At 57.8% G+C, this 23,536-nt stretch carries 18 protein-coding genes; 15 read left to right on the top strand and 3 right to left on the bottom strand.

Going from position 1 to position 23,536, the window contains the following annotated elements; all coding sequences use genetic code 11:
- Positions 1 to 4 precede the first annotated feature (4 nt).
- Genes ACESY8_RS09705 through ACESY8_RS09695 form a run of 3 tightly spaced genes read right to left on the bottom strand, consistent with a single transcriptional unit; the run spans position 5 to position 3,411 of the window.
- Positions 5 to 826, bottom strand: coding sequence for a CheR family methyltransferase (locus ACESY8_RS09705; protein WP_024724906.1), 822 nt, complete (start codon positions 824 to 826; stop codon positions 5 to 7).
- A 44-nt stretch (positions 827 to 870) separates the two neighbouring features.
- Positions 871 to 1,344, bottom strand: coding sequence for a chemotaxis protein CheW (locus ACESY8_RS09700; RefSeq protein WP_007495390.1), 474 nt, complete (start codon positions 1,342 to 1,344; stop codon positions 871 to 873).
- 15 nt (positions 1,345 to 1,359) lie between these two features.
- Positions 1,360 to 3,411, bottom strand: a complete 2,052-nt coding sequence (locus ACESY8_RS09695; RefSeq protein ID WP_054339533.1) for a chemotaxis protein CheA — start codon at positions 3,409 to 3,411, stop codon at positions 1,360 to 1,362.
- 154 nt (positions 3,412 to 3,565) lie between these two features.
- Between ACESY8_RS09695 and ACESY8_RS09690 the strand changes: the two genes are divergently transcribed.
- From ACESY8_RS09690 to ACESY8_RS09620, 15 genes are all read left to right on the top strand, one after another.
- On the top strand, positions 3,566 to 5,011 hold the full coding sequence (locus ACESY8_RS09690) for a hypothetical protein (RefSeq protein ID WP_226927850.1): 1,446 nt from the start codon (positions 3,566 to 3,568) through the stop codon (positions 5,009 to 5,011).
- Entirely contained in the window at positions 4,998 to 5,327 is a 330-nt protein-coding gene (locus ACESY8_RS09685; protein ID WP_024724904.1) for an EscU/YscU/HrcU family type III secretion system export apparatus switch protein, read from the top strand. The genes ACESY8_RS09690 and ACESY8_RS09685 overlap by 14 nt, the downstream gene beginning before the upstream one ends.
- Positions 5,328 to 5,334: 7 nt before the next feature.
- On the top strand, positions 5,335 to 5,919 hold the full coding sequence (locus tag ACESY8_RS09680; protein ID WP_009260618.1) for a PilZ domain-containing protein: 585 nt from the start codon (positions 5,335 to 5,337) through the stop codon (positions 5,917 to 5,919).
- 28 nt (positions 5,920 to 5,947) lie between these two features.
- Positions 5,948 to 10,825, top strand: a complete 4,878-nt coding sequence (locus ACESY8_RS09675; protein ID WP_054339534.1) for an S-layer homology domain-containing protein — start codon at positions 5,948 to 5,950, stop codon at positions 10,823 to 10,825.
- Between the two features lie 80 nt (positions 10,826 to 10,905).
- A complete protein-coding gene (locus ACESY8_RS09670; protein WP_434307781.1) occupies positions 10,906 to 14,460 on the top strand; it encodes an S-layer homology domain-containing protein in 3,555 nt (1,184 codons plus the stop codon).
- 171 nt (positions 14,461 to 14,631) lie between these two features.
- Positions 14,632 to 15,564: a tyrosine-type recombinase/integrase gene (locus ACESY8_RS09665; RefSeq protein WP_195447735.1), complete on the top strand. Its 933-nt coding sequence runs from the start codon at positions 14,632 to 14,634 to the stop codon at positions 15,562 to 15,564.
- Positions 15,565 to 15,849: 285 nt separating this feature from the next.
- Entirely contained in the window at positions 15,850 to 16,233 is a 384-nt protein-coding gene (flgB, locus tag ACESY8_RS09660; RefSeq protein ID WP_050001717.1) for a flagellar basal body rod protein FlgB, read from the top strand.
- A 12-nt stretch (positions 16,234 to 16,245) separates the two neighbouring features.
- Entirely contained in the window at positions 16,246 to 16,695 is a 450-nt protein-coding gene (gene flgC, locus ACESY8_RS09655) for a flagellar basal body rod protein FlgC (protein ID WP_009260624.1), read from the top strand.
- Between the two features lie 57 nt (positions 16,696 to 16,752).
- A complete protein-coding gene (gene fliE, locus ACESY8_RS09650; protein WP_007489248.1) occupies positions 16,753 to 17,082 on the top strand; it encodes a flagellar hook-basal body complex protein FliE in 330 nt (109 codons plus the stop codon).
- 27 nt (positions 17,083 to 17,109) lie between these two features.
- The gene (gene fliF / locus ACESY8_RS09645; protein ID WP_498794720.1) at positions 17,110 to 18,717 is read left to right on the top strand and encodes a flagellar basal-body MS-ring/collar protein FliF; all 1,608 of its coding nucleotides are present in this window, start codon (positions 17,110 to 17,112) and stop codon (positions 18,715 to 18,717) included.
- Entirely contained in the window at positions 18,714 to 19,757 is a 1,044-nt protein-coding gene (gene fliG / locus ACESY8_RS09640; protein WP_007489250.1) for a flagellar motor switch protein FliG, read from the top strand. Before fliF ends, fliG begins: the two co-directional genes overlap by 4 nt.
- Positions 19,750 to 20,541: a FliH/SctL family protein gene (locus ACESY8_RS09635; protein WP_434307780.1), complete on the top strand. Its 792-nt coding sequence runs from the start codon at positions 19,750 to 19,752 to the stop codon at positions 20,539 to 20,541. Before fliG ends, ACESY8_RS09635 begins: the two co-directional genes overlap by 8 nt.
- 33 nt (positions 20,542 to 20,574) lie before the next feature.
- On the top strand, positions 20,575 to 21,876 hold the full coding sequence (locus ACESY8_RS09630) for a FliI/YscN family ATPase (protein ID WP_009260627.1): 1,302 nt from the start codon (positions 20,575 to 20,577) through the stop codon (positions 21,874 to 21,876).
- A gap of 17 nt (positions 21,877 to 21,893) precedes the next feature.
- Positions 21,894 to 22,340 carry a flagellar export protein FliJ gene (locus ACESY8_RS09625; RefSeq protein ID WP_009260628.1) on the top strand — a complete coding sequence of 149 codons (447 nt, stop codon included), beginning with the start codon at positions 21,894 to 21,896 and terminating at the stop codon, positions 22,338 to 22,340.
- Positions 22,341 to 22,376: 36 nt separating this feature from the next.
- A complete protein-coding gene (locus tag ACESY8_RS09620; protein ID WP_434307779.1) occupies positions 22,377 to 23,525 on the top strand; it encodes a flagellar hook-length control protein FliK in 1,149 nt (382 codons plus the stop codon).
- Positions 23,526 to 23,536 lie beyond the last annotated feature (11 nt).

The raw sequence follows: 23,536 nt of genomic DNA, 5'->3' as shown, positions 1-23,536 counted from the left end.
AGATTTACTGGTGCGTCCCGAGTGGAAGCTTTTGATAAACCGCCGGGGCGGCCGTTCGGAACAGCCGGGTCTGCCCCAGAGATTCGGAGTGACTGATAAACAGGTATCCGGTTGGATGCAGGGCATCGTAAAAGCGCCGGACCAGGGCGTCCCGGGTCGCCTGATCAAAATAAATCATCACGTTGCGGCAAAAAATTACATCAAATTTCAGCCGGAAGTGAATGGGGTCCATCAAGTTGAACGTGCGAAAAATAACATTCTGCTTCAGTTGGGGCGCCGCCGTATAGAGACAGGTGGCGTCATCCTTCACAAAATAGCGCTTGAGCCATTCACCGGGCATATCAGCGGGCAGCTTGTACTGCCCCGCCTTGGCCTTGGACAGGGCCTGCTGAGAGATGTCAGTGGCCAGAATCCGGGTGTCCCACTGGGATGCCTGGGGCCCAAAAAACTCTTTCAGGTAGATGGAGAGCGTATAGGGCTCCTCACCACTGGAGCAGCCCGCGCTCCAGATGGAGAGAACCCGGTCTTTCTGATGGCGGCGGGAGAGCTCCGGCAGTATCACATCGCGGAAAAAGGTAAAATGGTCGGGTTCCCGCATAAAAAAGGTATAATTCGTGGTCAGCTTATTGAGTACCAGCTCCAGATCAGCGGGGTCCTGCTTTTTGAGCAGGTGGTCCAGAAAGGCAGAGAAGTCCGGATACCCGCGCTCCCGAAGGGAATGGGAAAGACGGCTGGTAATCAACTGCTTTTTTTTACTCAGGTCAATCCCGTAGTTATCCTGAATAAAGCGCACCATGCGCTGAAAATCAGCGTCTGAAACGGACATATCGCGAAACAGCATATTCAAAACAGGAGCCTGCACTTTCTGCCCTAAGGCTGGTTGAGAATTTGAGGACAGTCAAAGACCAGCATGGTCTGTTCCTCGGACAGAGAACACATGCCGGAAACCAGATTCCGGGTGTCCTGAGAGGGAGAGGGCAGAATCAGTGCTGTATCCACATCAATCATCTTCTGCACAGTGTCCACCAGAATACCTACCAAGGTGTCCTCAATGTTGAGAATGATGATACAGTTGTCACTCTGACTGGGCTGTCCCAGCAGCAGGCGGATGTCTACGATCGGGATGATCTGTCCCCGCAGGTTGATGATTCCCCGGATGTAATTTGGTACCAGGGGCAGCTTGGTAATGGCGTGGTTGGTAATAATCTCCACCACGTAATCTGCCGACACGCCGAAGAGCAGGTTGTCCGAGCAGAAGAGCAGATACTTCACCGTCTGGGCATCCAGTGCCGGGGCAGGTACGCCCTCCTCCGGTACGGCGTTGAATTGGTTATCCTGATCCATGGTTATAATGCCTCCTTAACGAAAGGGAGAGTAGAGATTGGCCACATCCAGAATAATGCTGATGTTGCCATCCCCCAGAATCGTGCACCCCGCGATGCCGCTGCGCTTGATGTTGAAGCTGTTTAGGTAGCTGGGCAGGGGCTTGACCACGACCTGCTGTTCGCCCAGCAGCTCATCTACAAACAGGCAGTAGGAGAGTTCACCGGCCTCCAGCCAGATCAGGATGCCGTCCTCTACCTGGGTGCATCCCTCCTCGATCTGATAGAGCTCCCGCATGCGCACCACAGGATAAAAGCTGCCCATACACTTGAAGATCTCTCCGCCGGCAGCGTCGTGTACCAGTTGATCGGAGTGAATTTTGAAGGACTGGCGGATATTGTGGATCGGGATGGTGAAAATCGAGCCTCCGACAGATACCTCCATACCGTCCATAATTGCCGTGGTCAGCGGGATTTTCAACGTGGTGGTCATGCCTTTGCCAAGCTCGCTGGTGAGAGAAACGGTTCCGCCTACCGCCTCTACATTCTGCTTGACGACATCCATGCCGACACCCCGGCCGGAAAACTCTGTCACCTCGGTATTGGTGGAGAAGCCGGGAGACATGAGAAAGTTGAGGATTTCACGGTGGCTGTACTCCACATCGGGGGAGGCAAGCCCGTTTTTGACGGCCTTGCGCAATACGGCCTCATCGTTGATGCCCTGGCCGTCATCCCTGATCTCAATGATAACCTCGCTGCCGGTCTGCCGGGCGGAGAGAGTAATCTCACCAACGGGGTCCTTGCCCGCACGGATGCGGTCCTGGACATCCTCCTCGATACCATGGTCCATGGAGTTGCGGACAATGTGCATGATGGGGTCGCCGATGCTGTCCACAATGGTCTTGTCAATTTCCGTCTCCTCGCCCACCAGTGTGAGCTTGGCCTGCTTGTTGAGCTTTTTGCACATATCCCGCACGATGCGGTGCATTTTCTGGAAGGTGGCGGATACGGGAACCATGCGCAGGGACATGGACACATCCTGAAGCTCATCCGTGAGCTTGCGCAGCTGACGGGCGGATTTGGTAAACTCATCCAGGCGAAGACCCTTCAGTTCAGGGGAGGAGGTGACCATGGATTCGGTGATGACAATCTCGCCCACCACTGCGGAGAGCTGATCCAACTTGCTCAGGTTGACGCTGATCAGGCTCTCGCGGTGAGGCTGGGGTGCAGACTCGGCCTTGGGGGCCTCCCGGGAGGAAGCCGGGGCCGCCGGCTTTTCCGCCGGGGGGGACTGATGTTCCGGGGCGGCGGGTGGGGGCGCCTCCTGATCGATGGCCTGGTAGGTACGCACAGAGCCGGCGTTCGTGACTGCATGGATTGCAGCATCCCGCTGCGCCTGATCCCGGAAATAGAGCGTAAAGCCGGAGTCCACGATCTGCGCCGCCGTGTCGGGATTGTGCTCCACATCGGCGGGAAGGTATTGGAAGCTATCCTCGGAGCCGCCGTCGCGGATTGTGCTCACAAGCATGAATGCCCGCAGGTTCTCCATGCCGGCACCCTCGTCAAAGAAGATCTGGAGAGCATAGGGGAAGCCGGGGACGGCTGTCGGACCGGAATCCGCCGGGGCCGGGGCCTCCGGCGCGGCCGGCGGGACCTCGGCCGGCGCAGCGGCGGCGCCATTTTGAATTTGCTGAATAAAACTATTAACTTTTTGGAGAAGACTGTCGATCGTCTGAGTGAGAGGTTGTCCGTTTTCAATGCGCTCAATTTCCCCGCGGAAAAAGTCGATGATCTGGAACAGCAGGTCGAACAGGGCGGGGCGCAGCGCCTCCGGGACAATCTCCATCGATTTGTCACGGACAATGGCAAACAGATCCTCCGCCCGGTGTGCGATTGTCATCAGGGAACTGTATTCCATCATGGCTGAGGAGCCCTTGATGGTGTGCATGATGCGGAAGATCGTGTTGACATCCTCTTCGGAAAAGCTGTCCTTTTCCTCGGCGGCCAAAACAAGGCTGTCAAGCTGCTCCAGCAGGGAATTGGTTTCGAAAAGGTATGCCTCTAAAATGCTGTCGTTTCCATTGCCCATCGGTACATCCTTCCTTTGCGTTGAACTTCTGATGTTCCGATCGACAGGATTGGCCAAAAAATAAGAGCAGAACGCGAAAAAGATACATGGAGTGGAATCCGGCCGCATTGCCACCCTCTCCAGGAATGAGATTTTAGAAAAGGGTGATTTGCACGTGGCGAATTTAGTGGGCGTGACCAATCCGGTTCCCAATTATGACGCCTCAAATAACAACCGCACACTGCCGGCAGCCCCAAAGCCAAGTGACACCCGGATTCAGAACATCCCGGACCCCAGCCGGGTGGGCCGGCCGGACGCCCGTACCGATCAGCAGGGGGCCAATGATGCGCTGAACTCCGGTGTGCTGCGCTATGATTCCAACCTTCAGTTTTTCCTGCAGCAGATGCGGGATATGCCGGAGTTGGGGGCGGAACTGTCCAAGCTGGTCACACTGATGCAGGGATTGGTAACCACGCCCGGCTTGGCGGCAGGTGTGACAGAAGAGTTATCCGGATTTCTGGAACTGCTTAAAATGGACCCCGATGCGTTCCGACAGTTTTTTCAGACGCAGATGGAGGCGGGCAACCGATTTGCAGGGCCCCTCTTCTCCCTGCTGAGGGAGGTTTATCAAAAGACGCCCGGCGATACCGTGCGGGGGGCAATTCTGAACTTTGCCAAACGCTACAGTGATTTTTCCGCCACGGGTCACATTGGACGCAGCATGCTCTCCCTGCTCCGGCAGCTTTCGGACTATCTGCCCCAGAGTTGGAGGGGACAGTTGGCTGAGCTGACGGGGAAGCTGGAAAACGGCCTTCAGGCCGGGGCGCGGGCGGAGAATTTAGAGCTGCTGCAGGGACAGATTCTGCCCTACCTGGGTTCTTATATCAAGCGTTATCACGATATGGGAACAGCACGGACGCTGCTTGGGATGCTGATGCTGCATATGGCCCGCTATGAAAACGGCGCGGAGGAGGGGGTCATGCTGGCGTTCCGGCAGTTGGGCGGCTATGGAGATACCCTGGCCGGTCTCAATCAGTTGGACGATCAGACGCTGTGGAAGCTGCTCCGGGAGAACCAGTTTACCAAGGCCGCCCAGGCGGATACATTTACGGAGCAGCTGGCCCGGACGGCGCAGCGGGCGCTGCAGGGAGAATACGGCACGGACCTGCGGGAGGCGTTTCAGGAGATCGTGCGGTCCATGCTGCTCAATGAGAGCGTATTCCTCCCGCTGCACCATACCATTGTCCCGCTGGAGTGGGAGGGCAGGCGGATGTACTCGGAGTTATGGGTGGACCCGGACGCGGAGGAGCGGGAGGAGGCCCGGGATGGGCGCGGGGACGGACATAAGATCCAGTTCCTGTTCAAGATGGATCTCCCCTCAGTGGGCTTTTTGGAGATGACACTGGGGGCCGGAAAGGAGCAGGTGGATGTGAGTGTCTACGGCCCGGACAGTGTGACAGCCCACAGCAGCCTGATTGCGGAGGATTTAGGGCAGATTCTGGCCGATCACGGCCTGAAGGGGAGAAGTGTCCAGGTACAGAAGCACACCCGTCCGCTGACGCTGACGGAAGTATTTCCGGGACTGTTTGAAGGGGAGCGCGGTATCAATGTCAAAATCTAAACAGGGCGGCTCCGGGCGCGCGGTGGCCCTGCAATATGGCCCGGGCAGTGGTGCGCCGGTGATTGTGGCGTCCGGCATGGGCCACCTGGCCGAGCGGATTGTAGAAGTGGCGGTGGACAGCGGCGTTCCCGTCTATGAGGACAATTCCCTGGCGACCATTCTGTCCCAGATGGAGCTGGGCAGGGAGATTCCGGAGGAGCTCTATCAGGCCATCGTGGACATTTACATTTACTTTTTGCAGTTCGACCCGTCGGACCCGGAGAAATACCGCCGGGAGCGCCGGGAACGGCTGGAGGCGAAGCAGGCAAAGGAGTGAGCATGCGATGAGCTATAAATACATGCTGCTGGACAGCCGGGGAGCCCCGGTGGCCCAGGGGGTTTCCGAGGATGGACCGGAAAAAAACGTTTGGCAGCTCCGGATCGCCCACGGGGATATCAAGCGGGTGCTGGGGCATGAGTACATCAGCCTGGTGGGAACCTCGGAGCAGTTCCCGGCGATGGAAGGGCGGATTGTCCGGTGCCGGGATAATCTCGTCTCGGTAGAGTCGGTGCGCATGCTGGGGGAGGAGGTGCGCCGCAACCTGCGCATGCCGGTGCGGTTTGAGAGCTTCCTCTATCCGGTGAGCGGCCGGTGGCGCGGGCGGATGCCGGTATTGAGCAACGATCTGAGCTGCGGCGGAGCGGCCTTTTTCTGCGCCCGGAAGCTGGAGGTGGACGAGGTAGCCGAGATTGTAATCCCGGTTACAGCAGAGCCGCTGGTACTCAGGGTAAAGATTTTACGCGAGCGGCCCTCTCCGGAGCCGATTCCTCTCTATGCGGCGGAGTTTGTTGATATGCTCCGTGAGGAAGAAAATATGGTCTGTGAGGCCGTGTTCAGCCTTCAGTTCCGGCATACGGCAGAAATGTAAGCAGAGCAAGAGAAAGGATGGCGAAACGATGATGAACCTCTGGAAGGGAACTGTGCGCCGTGTAGGCGCCACCCTGCTGGCATGCGTCCTGCTGCTGGGGCTGCTCCCGCAGCTGCCTCGCCAGGCCGGGGCAGCCTATACAGACTCCTATTTGCAGCAGATGGTGGATTGGGGCTTTATGCGGGGGGATATATCGGGGAACCTCCGACCGGACAACCCCATTTCGCGGGCGGAGTTTGTGACGGTGATCAACCGGGCGCTGGGCTATGAGAAGCTGGGGGGCGATCCCTTCCAGGATGTGCCGGATTCCGCCTGGTATGCGGAGGATGTGGATATCGCCTATACGGAGGGCTATATTTCCGGCACGTCCAAGACCACCTTTTCCCCCGACAGCAGCATTACCCGGGAGGAGACGGCCATTATCCTCACCCGAAATCTGATGCTGCAGCCGGATACCGGCGAGAACACCAGCTTTACCGACAGCCGGGAGCTGAGCGAGTGGAGCCGGGGCTATATTGCCACGGCAGCCCGGTACGGCCTGGTGAACGGCTACCCGGACGGCAGCTTCCGCCCCAAGAACCCGATTACCCGTGGAGAGGCGGCGATCCTGGTGGTAAAGGCCGTGGGCACCCCGGTGCAGACAGCCGGAGTCCACAGCCTGGGGAGCACCTGGGGCAATGTGACCATTACGAGCTCCGGCGTCACCCTGAGGGATACTGTGGTGGGCGGCAACCTCTACATTACGGGCGGCGTGGATCTGGGCGAGATCACGCTGGAGAATGTGACCGTGCTGGGGGAGATCGTCATCAGCGGCGGCGGCGTGAGCGAGGGCGGAGACGACAGCATTGTGCTGCGCAATGTGAACGCGCCCAAGCTGATTGTGGACAACATCCCCAACCAGCAGATTTCCATCCGCGTGGAGGGCGACGGGGTCATTGAACATACCAGCGTGCGCACCGACGCCTATCTGGACGACCGCACCCCCGCGGGGTACGGCCTGAGCAAGATCGCCCTGGAGGGGGAGGACGGCCTTTCCCTCAACCTGGCGGGCAATGTCAAGGAGGTCACGAACCTGACGCCCAAGTCCCGTATTGGCGTCGCCAGCGGACATGTGGATACCATCAACGTGGACGAAAAGGCCACGGATTCGACCCTGAACATTGCCTCGGGCGCTGAGGTGGACAACGTGAACCTGGACGTGGCCACCTCCGTGACCGGCGACGGGGACATCGGCCACCTGACCGTCAACGCCCCGGGCAGCACGGTGACGATGTTGCCGGATCAAATCACCATCCGGCCCGGCGTGGAGGCCACCATCGACGGGGAGAAGATGGACAGTGAAGCGGCGGCGGAGTCCTCGGCGGACCCAAGGCTGCTGGCGGGCTACCCGGAGGTCACGGATCTGGCGCCCACCAGCGCCACCGCCCGGTTCAGCGCCAATAAGAAGGGTACCGTCTATTGGGCGGTCACCTCGGTGACCGACGGCTCCGTGGGGGTGGACGATTTGCTCAACCCCTCGTCCTACAGCCCCAAGATTGTTAAGAGCGGCACCCTGAGCCTGCCCGGCTCCAGCCAGCCGGGCAGCGTCAAAATCAGCGGCCTGACCTCCGACGGCTCCTATTACCTGTCCGCCGTCTTTGTGGACGCGCGGGAGGAGCGGAGCCCGCTGAAGGTCATCTCCTTTACTACGCCGGACAACACCGTGCCCAATTTCGCCTCCGGTTACCCCTATATGTCCAAAATCACCAGCACCTCCGGGCAGGTGACGACCATGGCCACCAAGTCCTGCCGGCTGTACTGGGCGGTGCTGCCCAAGGGGGCGTCCGCCCCCACGGCCAACGACTTTAAGGCCAACGCCGTCAGCGGCAATCTGGGCTTTGGAACCCTCGATGTGACCAAGAACGTCTCCAATACATTTGACGTGAACAACGTCCCTCTGGAGGAGCTGGAGTCCTACGACCTGTACCTGTGGCTCACCGACGTGGACGGTGGGCAGAGTTCCGCCGTCAAAAAGGTGTCCTTTACCACCGTAGACGGTACACCGCCCCGCTTCAATACCAACCCTACAGTAAATAAGGTGAATGCCACCTCTGTGGGGCTGTATGCCAACCTGAACGAGGCGGGCACTCTGTACTGGGTGGTGGTGAAGGAGGGGGAGGAGTACCCCAAGCCCCTGGCCGGACAGTCCGGAAAGGTGGATTTGAGCAGCGACAACGCCAAACTCCAGGTGTCGGCCGGTATGAACGCACTCAAGAACGGAAAGGTTACCATGACCGAGGGGAAGGACGTCTCCTTTACCGTCAGCGGCCTGGAGAAAGAAACTGCTTATGACCTCTATTATGTGGCCCAGGATAAGGCGGGAAACTACTCGGAGACGGTGGGAAAGATTACGATTCATACGCTGGATCCCAATGCGCCCACTGTAACCCAGGAGTTCACCAAGTATAACGGAACCGACTCCACTACCCCACTGCCCAATACCGATGTCCGGCTGGTGTTCAGCGAGGGGATTCAGGACGCGGGGACGAACCAGAACCTGTATGAGCTCTATCAGAAGGTGGCGGCTGGCACCGAGCCGAAGTCAAAGCTGGCCGGGCTGCTGCGGGACAGCATCAAGCTCTACCAGGACACCGGAAACGGCCCGGCCACTCAGGTTGTGGATTACAAGGATGACAAGGACAACTGGACGATCAATTACGAAAATGTGGTGATCAAGCAGGAGGATGGCAAGACGGTGGTCGTGTTCCCGGGTTCGGGCGGAAGTGCCGATGCCGCCCTCAACCTCCAGAGCGGTGCGACTTATTACTTTGAGATTGAGGCCGGAAAGATCGCGGATACCTCTGAGAGTAAGAATGTCATGGGTAAGGTGACTCTGGACAAGTTTACAACGGTATTTGCCCAGGTAAATATTTCCACTGTCAACCAGGCTGAAATCACGGTCGGATCGGGTCCCGATAATAAGAAAACGGTTAATGCGGTATGGAAGCTGGACCCTGTGACCACAGATAAAGTAGGCGACTTCATTGATTGGGATATGCTCATTTGGACGGATACCAATCTGAGCTTTAACCTCTATCGGAGCACCGACGGAGGTCCGTGGGAGCAGTTGAACAAGAAGGGCGAAGTTACAATTACGCTTTCCTCTGCAACTGAAGGCTTTCTGGGCGTCAGTCTGACCAAGGATTTCTTGAAGGTGGGCGAAACGATGACCGATTTTGACCCGCTTAACGAACTCAAGGAAGGACAGACCTACGAGTACGCCATGGAATTTACCAGCGTGAACGGGGAGAGGGACAAGCAGGCGTGGAACGGACGGGTCAATATCCGCGTCAACGTGGTGGCGGGAAAAGACAATGATCTGCGTATGATGGCGACATCGGTGACGGAACAAAACTGGATGGACACAGTGGTAAACGGCGATCTCACAGACATTGGGCTGCCGAAAGACTTTACGTTGAAAGTGCCCTTCAGCGACCAGAGTATCCCGGAGTTTACAAGCGGATACCCCAAGTTTACTCCTGGTGCGACCGATGCACAGATGGAGCTGCTGCTGAACCGGCCGGGTACGGTCTACTATGTAGTGGCGCCGAAAGGGGATATCCTGACAACGGACAAGGACGGCAATAACTATAAGGATGAGCCTCACTATTCCAGCCTCCCTATAGAAGGCGACAGTACAATTACTATGCCCTCTTTCAATCAGCCGCAGGTCATGGATATTTTGAATCCGGAGAAGAGTTACAGTAAAAATCCCAGTATCAAGTATGACAATACTGCATGCCAGTCCAGCGTGGTAAAGCTTTCGGTGGAGGATCTGTCTCCACAGACAGACTATATCGTTTACTTTGTCATTCAGAATACGGCGCAGAACTATTCTGAGGTACAGTGTTACCGGTTTACCACGACAGATGTGGGGACGCCCTATATTACGTTGAACAACCAGAGCCCGGATGTACAATTTAAAACCTCGGAGAGCTCGGAGCTGAATTATGTTCTGGTGGCATATAATCAGATTCCCGATTTTCTGAAAGGAAAATTTGCCACTGAGGCCAATATGGACCAAGAAGATTTAAAGAAGTTCCAGAGCTCTGGCTTGAATCCGGATATGACTATCCTTGAGGCGCTGATTGAAACGGTGCGTCAGGGAAGCGGAAATGAAGGGCCCTCTGTCTTTGATATGTATGCAAAGGCATCTCTCCGCGACCGTGTTGGGAAATTGATTCGGCGGAATCAATCCGGCGACAGCATGACTACCGTGGCGTCCGGCCCGATCAGCCTGGAGAAAAATGTACCGCAGGTAAAGCAGTTTGAGCAGTACATGAACATGAATACACTCTATTACTGTCTCGCGGTTGCCCGGAACAAGGACGGCACGGAGGATGGCTTTAAGGCGATCGGCGGGGTCAACATCCCGGACAATGATCCGCCGGTTCTCACCGTAACGGGTGGAAAGGCCAACGCCACGGGTACAGGCTGGTCGGGAACCGTGACGCTTTCGTTCAGTGAAAATCTGTATTGGCTCAGCGAGGACCGGCAGACGCTCAAGGAGGTCTGGACCAAGAAGCCTGAAAATGCAACCCAGGGCCAGAAGGCGGTCTATATTCTGGACGAGGCATTCGGCATCGGCGGGAGTGCGGCGAAAAAGCTGAAACTGGCGAGCGGGGCTCTCGCCTCCCCGAGCGGCACATTCACATTCAGCTATGAGGGAGTCGTGGAGGGAGACACGCTGGTGTTCTTTACCACCGGTTACGCCAGCGATATGAACATGAACGGACGTGGGATGGAAGCAAAGACAAAAACAATCCTGACCTATGTGACAGAGGCAGGCGGCACCGGGCAGTTCCTGACAAACGGACGTTTTGTCATTACGCAAGGTGCGATTGAGGGGGATTCTCCCACTACGTAGCCGCGAATCATGTTGGAAAGCAGGGGACGGGCAGACCCTGCCCGTCCCCTGCTTTCCAGAGAACAAAGGAGTGATTTTCCGTGAAAAAGAAGGTGGGGGTAAGGGTGCTTTCCCTCCTCCTTTCCTGTGTTTTGTTGGGGACAATGCTCCCGGCGGCGGTGGCTTCGGCTGATCCGGCGCCGACCTACAGCATAAAGGTGGAGCCGTCGAGTATTGACCTGGTAGAGGGCGAGTCCCTCCCGCTTAAGGCCATCGTAACATCGGATACAGGCCCGCTTGATGAGGATGGACTGAAAGGCGCGGGGCTGTCGATCCGCTGGGAGAGCGGGGACATTGGCCGGGTAAGCGTGGAATCAACAGGCACCCTGACCACCAAAGTGATGGCCGTAAAAACAGGGGAAACGACCGACGAAAAAAAGGTTACCATTACTGCCTATCTGAACAGTGGGACAGGTGATATCGGCAATGCAAGCTGTGAGATCACGGTAAAACCGGCGGTCACTCCTGGAATATCCATTGACCCGCCTGCCGTTACGGAGATTGATATTGGGCAGACCCTCCAACTCAATGCCAAGGTTACACCGGAGGGGGCCCCTTTGACCTGGAGAAGCGAAAGCCCCTCGGTTGCCACCGTGAACAGCGCTACGGGTGAAGTCAAAGGCATGGCCCCCGGCAAGGCCGTCATCACGGCGATTTCGGAGAGCAATACGGACACCTGCGAGATCACAGTAAAGGGTATCCTTCTGGATGAAACCTCTCTGACCATGAACGAGCGGGACACCCACACGCTGAAAGCGAATCCGTATGGCTCGCTGGGGACGTTGAAGTGGACAAGCAGCAAACCGGAAATCGTCACGGTCACCGGGGACGGCTACCTCTATGCCAAGGCCCAGGGCGACGCGGTGATTACAGTTTCCGATGCCAGCGGGAATTATCAGGCCGCCTGCTCCGTCACCGTCAAGCGCAACACCGCTGATATCATTTTCGGCTCGGCGGGGGCGGGGGAGCCGCTGGCCTTCTCCTCCCTTCGCTCCAAACTGCAAAACCAGTGCAGCAGCGTGTTGGGAAGCTCTCTGCGCTATATCAGCGGACTGACAGTGGACACCCGGCAGGGTACGCTCTACTACCAGTACAAATCTGAGGGAGATACCGGAAAGGGCGTGGGCACCGGGGAACAATATTATGCCGATCCGTCTCTGGGGCAGATGTCCCTCTCGGAGCTGTATTTTGTGCCGAAGCCGGATTTCAGCGGAACCGCCGTCATCCACTATACCGGCTATGCCAGCGGGAGCTCCTTTTTCCAGGGGACGATTGAGGTCACGGTGGAGGAGCAGGAGGATGTCTCCTACTCCGTGGCCGGACAGCAGCCCCTCTCACTGAACGCGGATGACTTTAACCGGATTTGCCGCAGCCACACGGGCCGGGAATTGAGCTATGTCATCTTTTCCCAGCCGGACAGCGGCCGGGGGACACTCTATTACAACTATATCTCCGAGCAGAATTACGGCAGCAAGGTGGACACCTCCAAGCAGTATAAGCGCAGCGGAAGCCCCAACCTGTCCGACATCACCTTTGTGGCTGCCGCAGGCTACCGGGGAGAGGTGGTGATCCCCTATACCGGCTATGACAGCAACGGAAGCTCCTTCCGCGGACGCATTACCATCCGCGTCTCTCAGGCTCAGAACACCGGGGATCTCACCTACACCATTGCCCAGGGCGGCAAGGTGACCTTTGATGACGACGATTTTAACGACCTGTCCAAGGCTGTGACGGGCTACCCCCTGGATTACGTGCAGTTTGAGCGGCCGGATTCCTCCAAAGGGGCGCTTTACTACGACTACTCCAGCAATGGCAGCTATGACAGCCAGGTGACGGAGGGACGCAGCTACTACCGTTCCTCCTCCCCCTATCTCCGGCGAGTTACATTTGTAGCGGGGAAGGATTATTCCGGCACGGTTCATATCCCGTTTACCGGCTGGGACACCAAGGGCAACCGCTTTTCCGGCACAGTGGCGGTGGAGGTGGGGCGCACGGGTGACGGCGATGTGCGCTACTCCACCTACCGGAACGGACGGATCACCTTTGATGACGGCGATTTCAATACCCTGTGCCGGGAGCTGACCGGCACTACGCTGAACTATGTGCGCTTTGAACTCCCGGACGCTTCGGAGGGGACGCTGTATTACAATTACAGAAACGGCAGCTACGACAGCAAGGTATCCGAAAGCCGGAACTACTACCGTTCCAGCAGCCCCTATGTGGACCGGATTACATTTGTCCCCAAGAAGGACTTCTCCGGCACCGTAGACATCCCGTTTACCGGCTGGAGCTCCGCGGGAGAGAAATTCTATGGAACGGTAATCATCGGCGTGGACAGCGGCGACACAACGATACGCTATCAGACTAAACATGGAAAGCCTGCCGCATTCGCGGACGGGGACTTTGACGATTTGTCGGAGCTGCTGACCGGAGAGCACCTGAACTATGTGCGGTTCCAACTGCCGGACTCCGGCGAGGGCACTCTCTACTACGACTATGATGACGGGAAATACGCCAGCAAAGTGTCCGCCAGCCGGAATTACTACCGCTCCAGCAGCGCCTATTTGGACCGGGTCTCCTTCGTTCCGGACGAAAATTTTTATGGTACGGTGAAAATCGGCTTTACCGGATGGAACACAAAGGGGGAGCGCTTTGAGGGCACCATCGAGATTACAGTGGAAGAACCGGCCGGCGCCAGCGAAATTGTATATACCACCCTGGGGACGGCGCTGCCCTTCCGTAGCCAGGACTTTCGTACCGCCTGCGCCGCACGCGGAGAGGGCGAGCTGCGGGAGGTGCGCTTTACCTCCCTGCCCTCCGGGAGCGCGGGGCGGCTGTACTACAACTACCGGGATATCAGCGAAAAGGGGACCGAAGTGCGCACCGGTACCCAGTACACCCCGGACGGCAGTCCGAACCTCTCAGATCTCACTTTCCTGCCCAAAGCGGGCTTCACAGGCAGCGTCCAGATTGGCTATGAGGGCACGGACAGCCGTGGAAAGACCTTCCGTGGGCAGATCCGCATCCAGGTAAATCAGGGATCGGGCTCCCGTTACTTCCAGGATATGGGCAGCTATGCCTGGGCTGCGCCCTATGTGGACCTGCTGTATGAGGCCGGCGTAATCACTGGTACCGGCGGCCAGCGCTACCGCCCCGCCGACGCGGTGAGCCGGGGGGATTTCATGCTGATGCTCTACCGGGCGTTCCAGCTTACCCCGGCCAGCGGCTCCGGGTTCCCCGACGTTCCGCCGGGCAGCTACTACGCCCAGGCAATCCAGGCGGCACGGGCCGCCGGGATCGCCAGCGGCTATCCGGACGGGGGCTTCCATCCCCAGGAGCCTGTCACCCGGCAGGATGCCATGGTGCTTCTGGAGCGCACCATGCAGGCCACGGGCTGGAGCCTCGGGGCAGCGAATACCGGCTATCTCTCCGGATTCCGGGACGGCGGAATGGTGGCGCCCTATGCGCAGGAGGCCATGTCCCATATGATAGAGTATGGTATCATCACCGGTACGCCGGAACAAAAACTGAATCCCATACAGTCGATTTCACGGGCGGAAATGGCGGTTATGCTCGCGCGTGCAATCACTTTCTAAAAGAATTCAAAGGCCCCCCGGCCATAGTGGAAACACTATGGCCGGGGGGCCTTTTGCGTTTTATGGACTAATAGTGTAAGAAATATCTAAAATAATAGCTTTCTGGATTTCATTATGTGAAAAGACTAAAATGGGTATTACTATAAATGAAATGGAGGGAATAAAACCAGTATGCAAAAATTAGTGAATCAGACCTATCAATTGGCGGAAAATGCAGTGGAATCGTTTAGAAAGCAGCTTATATTGGATGAAAAGAGAGAAGCGACCATCCAAAAATATACTCATGATGTTCGACGCTTTTTATCGTATCACGGAAAACAGACCGTCTGTAAGGAGGATGTGATCCAATACAAGGCCTGGCTGGCGGAGCATTACGCTGTGCGCAGTACCAATTCCATGCTGATTGCACTGAACCAGTTTTTACGCTTCCAAGGGGCCGGGGACTGCTGCGTCAAGCCGCTTAAGGTACAGCGGCAGACCTTCTGCGATAAGAAAAAAGAGTTGAGCCAGGCCGAATACTTCCGCCTGCTGGAGGCAGCCCGACGAAATGGGGATATGCGGCTCCACCTGGCGATTCAGACGATTTGTGCGACTGGAATTCGGGTAAGTGAACTTGCCTATATCACGGTGGAAGCGGCCCGTCTTGGAAGAGCAATTGCAAGCAATAAGGGGAAAAGCCGTATCATACTGATACCAAAGGAGCTGTGCCGAAATTTGCTGGACTATGCCAGGGAGCGTGGAATCCAGGATGGACCAATTTTTGTTACCCGCGGGGGGCGGACACTGAACCGCAGCAACATTTGGAATGCCATGAAACGGCTGTGCAAATCTGCACAGGTTGGGCCGGAAAAAGTATATCCGCACAACCTAAGACACCTGTTTGCCCGTACTTTTTATAAAAAAGAAAAGGATATCTCGCGTCTGGCGGATATCCTTGGGCATGAAAATGTCAACACGACCCGGATCTACGTTGTCTCCAGCGGGGCGGAACACCGGGAACAGTTAGAATCGCTTCACCTGACAGTTCCGTATCAAGCGGCATGCCAAAATCAGGAACAACATAATGAGACATTATGTTGTTATGCACTCGACAAAATACCCTAAAATACGACTCTAATTTTATACCATATTTCTATTTACTTCAAGTCCCATATTCGCAAAAACAGAAGTTTATTTTTTTGGCTACAGTTGTGAAAATCGCAGTTGTTTTATATGTATGATAAGAAGCCGCTCCGAGTAAGTCTTCGCCTATACTCCATTATCTAAAAAAGCTGCTTCATAATTGCAAAATATCCGACTTGGTTTAATAACATAATGTCTCATTATGTTGTTGAATCAAGCCGGCTGTTTATAGGAACCACCCAAAAAAGAGGGAAGGAAGGCGCTGTTGTGAATATTCTGAACAGCAACTCCATGCTGATGCTTCAGCGGTCCATGGGATTTCTTTGGAGCAAGCAGGACTGTATTTTAAATAATCTGGCCAACGCAGAAACCCCCGGTTACAAGACCCAATATGTCACATTTGAGGAGAGCCTGAGGGATGCGGTCCAGGCCGCGGCGGACAAGCCCCAGCCGGGCGCCGCCATGCGTGAGGCAATTGCAGACACCCCGGTACAGCTTCACGAGGCGCAGGAGAGCGTCCGGATGGACGACAATGGGGTGGATATTATGGAGCAGTCGGTGGAGCTGGCGCGAAATGGCTATCAGCTCCAGTATGTCATGAGTGCTATTTCGGGTGAACTGTCGCTGCTGCGTACCGCAATCCGGGGATAAGGGGGAATCAAAGTGGCGTTTATGAGTTCAATGAACGTGGTAGGCTCGGCTCTGACTGCGGAAATGCTGCGCCTGGATGTGATCTCTGAAAATATAACGAACATCAACACCACCCGTACCGAGGGGGGCGGCCCCTATCGGAGAAAGGTTGTGGTGCTGGAGGAGCAGGGGGAGCGCACGCCGTTTCAGTTGGCGCTGGCCCGCGCCGGAAGCGCGGCGGCTCCCGCCCAGGCCGGAGGGGTGCGTGTGGTGGAGATCGCCGAGGATCCCTCGGATTTTAAGCTGGTGTATGACCCGACCCACCCGGATGCAAATGCGGAGGGGTATGTGGAGATGCCCAACGTGGATTTGATCAAAGAGATGTCGGACGCTATGGCGGCCAATCAGGCGCTGTCGGCCAACATTACTGCGTTTAACGTCCTGAAGCAGGTCGTGGCCAAGGGACTGGAGATCGGAAAGTAAGCCTGTGCCGCAGGGAATGGGACGGTTTTGCACGGGACACACGAAGGAGAGACGAGTATGAGTGTGCAAGCAATCGATAGGATTCAGCCGCTGTGGACGGACTTGCAGACAGAGGGCATGCGCCTGGATGCGGGCGCGGAAGTGGGCGGTACCCGGCGTACCCAGCCGACCCTGTTTTCTGATATTTTTCAGTCGGCCATTGACCGCGTACGGGAGACGGACGCGGCCAAAAATGAGGTGGCATATCAACTGGCTACCGGCCAACTGGACAATCCGGCGGCGCTGATGACTTCCATCACGGAGGCGCAGGCGTCGCTGGAACTGTTGATTCAGCTCAGAAATAAGGCAGTGGAGTCCTATAACGAGCTTATGCGCCTCAGCGTGTAAGGTTTGCCGGAGCTGGGGGTAACAAGTGTGCAGGAGAAAATAAAAGGATACCTGGGCAAGGTGGTAGGCTGGTGGAAGGCGGCCGGGAAAAAGGTGAAGCTCTTCCTGATAGCCGGCCTGATTGCGGTCGTGGCTGTCGTTGCAGTCGTATTGGCGATGCAGATGAACCAGCCCTATACGACCCTGTTCACCGGGCTCAATCAGACGGAATTAAATGAAATTGTGTCCTATCTGTCCGAGCAGGGAATGGCCGATTACCGGATTGAGGGAAGCGATACAATTCTGGTGCCGGCGGAGCAGGAGGTACGGCTCAAGGCGGCGTTGGCCCAGCAGGGCTACCCCAAGTCCGGCTTCGCCTACTCCATGTATTTGGATCATGTGGGGAGCCTGACCACGGAGGGAGAACGGGAGCAGTTGGAGCTCTATGAGCTCCAGGATCGCATTGCGGCGGTGGTTCGTTGCTTTGACGGGGTCCAGGAGGCCGTCGTGGATATCACGCCGGGGGAGGACAACACCTTCATTCTGGACAGCGAAAACAAGTATGATGCCAGCGCCGCCGTTTTTGTGACCATGCGGGACGGAGCAGAGCTCACTCAAAAGCAGGTGCAGGGCATCCGCAATTTTGTCAGCCACTCCGTTCAGGGACTGGAAATTGACAATGTCACCATCACAGACTCTTACGGGAACACCTATTCTGCGGGGGATACCTTTACGGATATCCAGGATTTGTCCACGCTGAAGCTTCAGTTGGAGGAGCAGATCAATAATAAAATCCGCACCAGCGTGCTACAGGTACTCACACCGATTTACGGTACGGAGAACGTCAAAGTCAGTGTCAACAGCATTGTGGATCTGGACCGCAGCTATACGGACTCCACCGATTACAATCTGGAGGACTGGGCCAATGACGGCAGTACCGGCGGTGAGGGTATCATCGGGGAGAAGATCTATGAGGGGGACATCCTCCTTCCCGGCGGCGACACGGCCGGAGGTGTGCCTGGTACGAGCACCAATGCTGATCTGAACCAGTATGTGAACGAGGACGGGGAGACGGATGGAGAAGGCCAGATCGTCCACGTCTCCGGAGATAAAAAATACCTGGTGGATGAGACGAATCAGCAGGTGGAGCACCTGTCGGGCACAGTGAGCGATGTCATGGTATCCGTCACGATCAATCAGGCGGCGGCGGACGGTACGGATGCGGCCGCGCTGTATCCTCACGTTGCCCGGGCAGCGGGCATCGCCACGGCAGATCAGCGGGACAAGATCTCGGTGTTGATCAGCCCCTTCTACCAGGCGGATGAGCCTGTGCTCCCGGTGCCGGAGGGAATCCCGGCCTGGGTGATCTACGCGGCCGCAGGAGGCGGCGTGCTGTTCCTGGTACTCCTGCTGGTGATCCTCCTGCTGGGCCGGGGCCGCCGGAAGCGGCGCAAAGAACTGGAGGCGGCGGGACTGGCCGCCGTGGCCCAGACGGAGACCGCTCCGCTCACGCCGCAGGAGGGGGCGGATATTATGAATCTTCAGACGGAAAAGAGTATGGAACTGCGGAAGGATGTCCGGAAGTTTGCCGAGGACAATCCAGAGATTGCGGCTCAGATGGTCAAGAGCTGGCTGCGTGAGGGGGATGGCGAATGAGCGAGACAGCTACCGGAGGGGCAGCCGCTTCTCAAGCTGCAAAACAGTTGACGAGACAGCAAAAGGCAGCGGCCGTCGTGATCTCTCTTGGCGCGGAGAAGGCATCCCAGCTCTATCAGTACATGGACCCCGATGATGTGGAACAGATCACCCTGGAGGTTGCAAAGCTGGGCTATGTAGATGCCGCTACTACAGAAGACGTCCTGAATGAGTACTACCAGATGTGCCTGACCAACAAGGCTGTAACGGAAGGCGGCCTGGAGTACGCCCGCGCGGTTCTCGAAAAGGCGTTTGGAGAACAGGCCGCAGACAACTTACTGGAAAAAGTAACCAAGTCCTTGAAAAACCGGGAATTCTCTTTTCTCAACAAGGCGGATGGCAAGTCGCTGTTTGCGGCGCTGCAGCACGAGCGGCCTCAGACGATTGCGCTGGTGCTCTCCTATATTGACCCGGAGAAGGCGGCCGCCGTGGTGGAGGAATTGGACTCCAATACCCAAGTACGGGTGGTGGAGAGCATCGCCAATATGGAAAGCGCGTCTCCGACCGCCGTAAAAATCATTGAGGCGGAAATGGAGAAAAAGTTTACAAACCTGCTCACTTCCAACCAGGTCAAGGTGGGCGGTGTGGACTATGTGGCGGGTGTAATGAACAACCTGGACCGCACCAGTGAAAAAAGTATTTTCGACCATCTGTCCGAGCATAATGCCGAGCTGGCTGACGAGATCCGGAAGCGGATGTTCGTGTTTGAAGATATCGTCACCATGGATGAGCGCTCGGTACAGCGTTTCCTGCGGGACTGCGATCCCAAGGATCTGGTGCTGGCCCTCAAGGGCGCCAACAGCGAGGTTTCCAACAAGATCTTCCAGAATATGTCCACCCGTATGGCCCAGAGCATCCGGGACGATCTGGAGATCACCACCAACGTCCGCCTGCGCGATGTGGAGGAGGCCCAGCAGCGCATCGTGGGGATCATCCGGGATCTGGAGGAGAAAAACGAGCTGATTATCCTCAAGGGCGGAAAGGACGATATTATTGCCTAATATATTCAAACGCTTTTTGCAGCCCAACACCTCCGACTTTGTGTTTCCGGACGTGGAGGAGCTTGTGGAGGAGGAGCCGGCGGATACCGCGGGCGAGCAAGAGGGAGAGCCGGAGGAATCAGCTCCAGAGGCAGAGGAAAAGGACACCCCCAGCGCGGTCGACTTTGCACAGATTCAGGCGGAGAAGATTCTGGAGGATGCCAGGCGGCAGGCGGAGGACTACCTGGCCCGGCGGCAGATGGAGGCGGAGCAGGAGGCCGAGCAGGTGCGCCAGCAGGCCCAGTCTGAGGGCTACCGGCAGGGCTATGCAGAAGGGCTGCGGCAGGCCGGGGTCGAGGGCCAGGCGGAGCTGCAGAAGCAGCGGGAGCAGCAGGCCGAGGAGCTGCAGGCTTTTTTGGAAAAGGCCACCGCCGCCCGGGAGGAGCTGCTGCGGGAGACGCGGGGCGAGCTGTGTGAGCTCAGCCTGGCCATTGCGGAAAAGGTGATCCATGTCAGCCTGAACAGCAGCAGTGAGGTGGTGGCACGGATGATCCAAGTGGCCACTGAAAAGCTCAAGCGGCGGGAGTGGGTGCACATCTACGTGGGCGGCTGTGCCGCCAAGGAGGTGTCTGCCATTACGCCGGAGCTGATGACGGCTCTGGCCGGCCTGTCCGACCACATCAAAATCATTCCGCTGTCCGACGATGAGGCGGGCACCTGCATCATTGAGATGCCCGATGAGATCATTGATGCCAGCGCCTCCACACAGCTCAAGAATATCCGCGACCTGATACACGAGATATAGGGCGGAGGCAGCGCAAGGAAGGGACCCAAAGCCATGTTCCAGGAGATGATCCGGCAGATTCAGCGGGCCGAGACGATCAGTTATACGGGGAAAATTGAAAATATCGTCGGCATGTCCATCGAGGCATCCGGCGGACGGGCCGCTGTGGGTGATATCTGTCAGATCTACAACGGGGACGCGGGCGGCCAGGTAATGGCCGAGGTGGTTGGCTTTAAGAATGACCACATCCTGCTGATGCCCTATTCAGACATGAGCGGTATCTCTGCGGGAAATTTTGTGCGCAACACCGGGCGGAGGCTCAGCCTGCGCATGGGCCCCTTCCTGAAGGGGCGGGTGATTAATGCACTGGGGCAGCCCATCGACGGCAAGGGCCCTTTTCAGGGCGGCACGCTGTTCTGTGTGGAGAACAACCACTACATCAACCCCATGACCCGCCCTCCCATCCGGGAGCGGATGGAGTTCGGCGTCAAGGCCATTGACAGCATGCTGACCATCGGAAAGGGACAGCGCATCGGCATTTTTGCCGGCTCCGGCGTGGGCAAGAGTACCCTAATGGGCATGATTGCCAAAAATGTAAAGGCGGATATCAACGTCATCGCCCTGGTGGGGGAGCGCGGCCGCGAGGTGCTGGAATTCATGGAAAAGGATCTGGGGCCGGAGGGGATGCGGCGGTCTATCCTGGTGGTGGCTACCTCTGACCAGCCCGCCATGCTGCGCAAGCAGTGCCCCTCCGTGGCCACCGGAATCGCGGAGTTCTTCCGGGACCAGGGGTATGACGTGCTGCTGATGATGGACTCGCTGACCCGGTTTGCCATGGCCCAGCGGGAGATTGGCCTGGCGGTGGGTGAGCCGCCGGTAAGCCGCGGCTACACCCCATCCATCTACGCCGAGCTGCCAAAGCTGCTGGAACGCAGCGGCAACTTCCAGAAGGGCTCCATCACAGGGGTCTATACCGTGCTGGTGGAGGGCGACGACACCAATGAGCCCATCGCGGACACGGTGCGCGGTATTCTGGATGGGCACATCGTGCTTTCCCGGCGGCTGGCCAACAGCAACCATTTTCCGGCCATTGACATTGGGGCCAGCATCTCCCGTTTGATGGCGGACATCGTCTCCGACGAGCACAAGCGGCTTGCGGCCCGGGTGCGGGACGTGATGGGGATTTATGAGAAAAATGCCGATCTGGTTTCCGTGGGCGCGTACAAGGCGGGCACCAACCCAAGGCTGGATTATGCTTTGGGAAAGATGGACGGGATCAACCAGTTTTTGACTCAGGGAGTGGACGAGGCGTTCTCCTATGAGGAGGATCTGGAGGCCATGCGGAAGCTCCTGTAAGAGAAGAGGGGACAGGGATGAAGCGGTTCCAGTTCAGCCTGAATACGGTGTTGAGCTACAAGCAGCAGGTGCTGGAGGAGCTGCAGAATGAGCATGGACAGCTCCTTTACCAGGTAAGGCAGCAGGAGCTGGTGCTCCAGGCGGCGGAGGAGCGCTACCGGGGCCTGAACCTAGAATTCCGGCAGGCGGAGACGGAGGGCCTGACCATAGCCGAGGCCCTGCGGTATGAGAGCGGCCTGCGCTTTCTGGAGGATGAGATCCAGCGGGAGGCCAAGCGCCTGCGGGAGTATGAGGCCGCAGCGGAGGAGAAGCGCAGGCAGGTAGTGGCCGCCCGGCAGGATACCGCCTCCCTGGAAAAGCTCAAGGACAAGAAGTGGGAGGACTATCAGAAGCAGGTGCAGAAGGGCGAGGAACTGCTGATTGAGGAGCTGGTGACCGCAGCCCGGGCCCGGACGGCGGTTTGACCGCCCGGAGCCACACCCTGAAAGGAGGTGAGAACCATGAATACAACTGATTTATTGCTTCAGATGACCTTGGCAGCCACACAGATTGCCCAAAACACCACTCCGCCGGTCAGCGGTCGGACGGAGGATGCCGGTGACCGGCGGGACTTCTCCACTCTGCTGGCAGAGAAGCGGGTGGAGGCGGCCGGAACGGAAACCGGACGCGCGGTTCCGGAGAGCCAAAAGGGTGAGGTTCCGGCTGCGGCCGATGGGGGTGCGCTCAGCCAGGGTGCGCAGTCCGTACCCCAGGCGCCGGGGCTGGAGGAGCTGTTCCGGAGCCTGCTGATGGGCGCCCAGGCAGCGCCGGAGGGCGACGTATCCCTCCAGCAGGTCCCGCAGACTGCGGTTCCCGGCATGGCCCAAGCTCCGGCTGCGGCGGAAGAAGGGGCCGTATTGCTTCAGCCCGGGCAGCAGAACGCCGGAGGGGGGCAACTCCCGGTACCGGCGGAGCCGGCGCTTGCGGGTGAGGCGGAGTCCACGGTCCAGGCGGAGGTCCTTCCTGCCGCGGAGGATGGTGGTACAGCCACGGCCCAGGCGGTTACCCCTGCGGCCCGGGAGAGCGGCGCGCAGACCCCGGCGGACGCTGGAGAGACGGCGGGCCGTCCGGCCGGCGGGGAGCAGGAGCTGCCCGAGCTGGACAGTGTGCAGACGGAGGGGGCGGCGCAGCCGCTCTTTGACCGGACAGAGCACATGCCGGTGAAGGTGGGCGAGGCGGATACCCTGGACGCCACGGAGCCCGATTTTGCACCTAGGCTGGCAAAGGCCATTACCGAAGCGGAGCAGGAGGGAGCCAGGCATGTCGAGCTGAAGCTGGCGCCCGAGCATCTGGGAAAGCTGTCTGTCGAGCTGACGCAGGGGAAGGACGGTGTACTGCACATCGTATTCCACGCGGAGAACGAACAGGCCATGAAGCTGCTTCAGGAGCACTCCGCGACGCTGGTATCCATGCTGCACGGCAGCCACAGCGGCGAGATCCAGGTGGAGGTACCCCGGCCCCAGCAGGGAGAGCAGCCCTGGCAGCAGCCGGAGCAGCAGCCCGGACAGCAGCACGGCCGCAACCCACAGGAACAGGGACGGCAGCGCCAGAGTACAGAGGACTTCCTGCAGCAGCTTCGGCTGGGCTTGCTGGGCGTAGAAGCGGAGTAACAGAAAAAAGG

Source organism: Clostridium sp. ATCC BAA-442, assembly GCF_964239415.1.
GTDB classification, from domain to species: domain Bacteria; phylum Bacillota; class Clostridia; order Oscillospirales; family Oscillospiraceae; genus Flavonifractor; species Flavonifractor plautii.
Note: the sequence above shows the minus strand (reverse complement) of the source record. Positions and strands in the feature narration are given on the sequence as shown.